Source organism: Streptomyces sp. NPDC034103, from assembly GCF_055575395.1.
In genome coordinates, this window is record NZ_JBVISS010000038.1 from 1 (window position 1) to 2738 (window position 2738).

At 72.5% G+C, this 2738-nt stretch carries 2 protein-coding genes; both read left to right on the forward strand.

The window, feature by feature from the left end; genetic code table 11:
• Positions 1-185: 185 nt before the first annotated feature.
• Complete coding sequence (locus ACZ56U_RS39900; protein WP_469088846.1) at positions 186-926, forward strand: ATP-grasp domain-containing protein; 741 nt, start codon at positions 186-188, stop codon at positions 924-926.
• Positions 927-1095: 169 nt separating this feature from the next.
• Positions 1096-2652, forward strand: a complete 1557-nt coding sequence (locus ACZ56U_RS39905; RefSeq protein WP_469088847.1) for an aldehyde dehydrogenase family protein — start codon at positions 1096-1098, stop codon at positions 2650-2652.
• The last annotated feature ends 86 nt before the right edge of the window (positions 2653-2738 follow it).

Here is a 2738-nt window from a genome sequence, read left to right on the forward strand (position 1 = left end):
GTCACAGGTCACCTCGCTTGTCGGTTGTCTCGAGCGTGCTGGTGGCGCTGGTCCTGGGCTGCGTCCGGTAGATTGCATACAGTCGACGAATACTGTATGAAGATTGTTATCCCGCATCCCGTGGGTGATGTCCAGGGGTCGTGCACCACTTTCGGACGCGACTCAATCAAGACGGGAGCCGAATCATGGACCTGTACGAGTACCAGGCCCGGGGGCTCTTCGAGGAGTGCGGCATCCTCGTACCGCGGGCGGAGGTCACCGACTCGCCCCGGCGGGCGCGTGAGATCGCCCGCGGGCTCGGCGGTCGCGCCGTCGTCAAGGCACAGGTGAAGACCGGAGGCCGGGGCAAGGCGGGCGGCGTACGGCTCGCCGCAGACCCGGCCGAGGCCGAACGCACGGCACGCCAGATCCTCGGCACGGACATCAGGGGCCACACCGTGCGGCGGGTCATGCTGGCCCAACCGGTGGACATCGAGGCGGAGTTCTACGTCTCGTACGTCCTCGACCGCACGGCGGGCCGCTTCCTCGCCATCGCCTCCGCGGAGGGCGGCACGGAGATCGAGGAGGTCGCCGAAAGCCGACCGGATTTTGTCGCCCGTGTCCCCATCGACCCGGCCGAGGGGGTCACCTCCGCGAAGGCGGCGGAGATCGCCGAGGCGGCCGGCCTCCCGCCGCAGACCGTCGACGTGCTCGTACAGCAGCACGTCGACAAGCCCGTGGTCGGCTACATCGCCGGCTTCACCGCGCCGGAGGGGCGGACCATGGGGCACGCGGGCGCCATCGTGTCCGGTTCCTCGGGCACGGCGCAGGCGAAGAAGCGGGCGCTGGAAGCGGTCGGCGTGAAGGTCGGCGACACCCCGACCGAGACGGCCCGACTCGTCCGGGAACTGCTGGACGCCGACCGCGCGACCCCGCGCGAGGCGTGACCGCCGGCGTCGTACGGCGGTACTGAGTTCCTCCTCGTTCCCCCTGTACGCGCGGCCACGTGCCGCGCCCCCACGCGACCCCCTGTCGCCCGGGTCAGCCTGCTCCGCGCCTCCGCGGAGCAGCCAGGCACCCCCCGCCCCCGACCGTGCACCGAGAGCGGAGACACCCATGACCACCACCCTCAACTCCACGCCTTTCGTGGTGAAGCCCGGCACCACCTGGGACGACGCCTGGCGGCGCTGTCTCGCCGCCGCCCCGGAGGCGTTCCGGGACGACCGGGTCCTCAACCTCTGGAACGGCGCCTGGCACGCGGACGGCCGGGCCCTGCCCGCCACCAGCCCCGTCGACGGCAGCCCGATCGCCGGCCCGCCCCGCCTGGACCGCGAAGCCGCCCACCAGGCCGTCCGCGCCTCCCTCGACCAGCACCGCGCCTGGCGGCACATCCCTCTCGAAGAGCGCCGGGCCCGCATCGCGGCCACCCTCGACGCCCTCGCCCAGCACCGCGAACTCCTCGCACTGCTGCTGGTGTGGGAGATCGGCAAGCCGTGGCGGCTCGCTCAGGCGGACGTCGACCGGGCCATCGACGGCGTGCGCTGGTACGTCGACGGCATCGAGCCGATGGTCGCCGGGCGCGCCCCGCTGGACGGCCCGGTGTCCAACATCGCCAGCTGGAACTATCCGATGAGCGTGCTCGTCCACGCCCTGCTGGTACAGGCCCTGGCGGGCAACGCGGTCATCGCCAAGGCCCCGACCGACGGCGGTGTGGCCTGTCTGACCCTGGCCTGCGCGCTCGCCGCCCGTGAGGGGATACCCGTCACCCTCGTCAGCGGCAGCGGGGGAGAGCTGTCGGAGGCGCTGGTGCGGGCGCCCGAGATCGGCTGCGTCTCCTTCGTCGGCGGCCGCGACACCGGCGCGGCGGTGGCCACGGCCGTGGCCGACCTCGGCAAGCGGCATGTCCTCGAACAGGAAGGGCTCAACACCTGGGGCATCTGGAACCACTCCGACTGGGACGCCCTCGCGGCCGTGATCCCCAAGCTCTTCGACTACGGCAAACAGCGCTGCACCGCGTACCCGCGCTTCGTCGTCCAGCGTGAGCTGTTCGACGACTTCCTGGCCGCCTACCTCCCCGCCGTGCGCACCCTGCGCGTCGGCCACCCGCTCGCCGTCGAGAACGCCGAAGACCCGTACCCGGCACTGGACTTCGGCCCGGTCATCAACGCGGCCAAGGCGAAGGAACTGCACGACCAGGTCGCCGAGGCCATCGCCCGCGGCGCCGTCCCCCTGCACCGCGCCGACCCGGCGGAGGCCCGCTTCCTGCCCGGCCAGGACACCTCGGCGTACGTCCAGCCCGTCACCCTCCTGAACCCGCCGCCGTCCTCGCCGCTGCACCACGCGGAGCCGTTCGGGCCGGTCGACACCATCGTCCTGGTCGACACGGAGGCGGAGCTGCTGGCCGCGATGAACGCCTCCAACGGCGCGCTGGTGGCCACCCTGTCCACGGACGACCGGTCCACCTTCGACCGACTCGCCCCGCAGATCCGGGCGTTCAAGGTGGGCCACGGCACGCCGCGTTCGCGCGGTGACCGCGAGGAGCTGTTCGGTGGCTTCGGCGCCTCCTGGCGCGGCGCGTTCGTCGGCGGCGAGCTGCTGGTGCGCGCGGTGACCCAGGGACCGGCGGGGGAGCGGTTGCCGGGCAACTTCCCGGAGTACCAGCTCATGCCCTGACCGGCGACCGGGGGCGGCGCCCGCTGGGAGGCGCCGCCCCGCGGACTTCACGTGCGGACGTCGACGACAAGTGAGGTGGCGATCAT

Excerpts from the sequence above, each read along its gene's own strand:
- ACZ56U_RS39905 (WP_469088847.1), top strand. The coding sequence starts at position 1,096 with ATGACCACCACCCTCAACTCCACGCCTTTCGTGGTGAAGCCCGGCACC.
- ACZ56U_RS39900 (WP_469088846.1), top strand. The coding sequence starts at position 186 with ATGGACCTGTACGAGTACCAGGCCCGGGGGCTCTTCGAGGAGTGCGGC.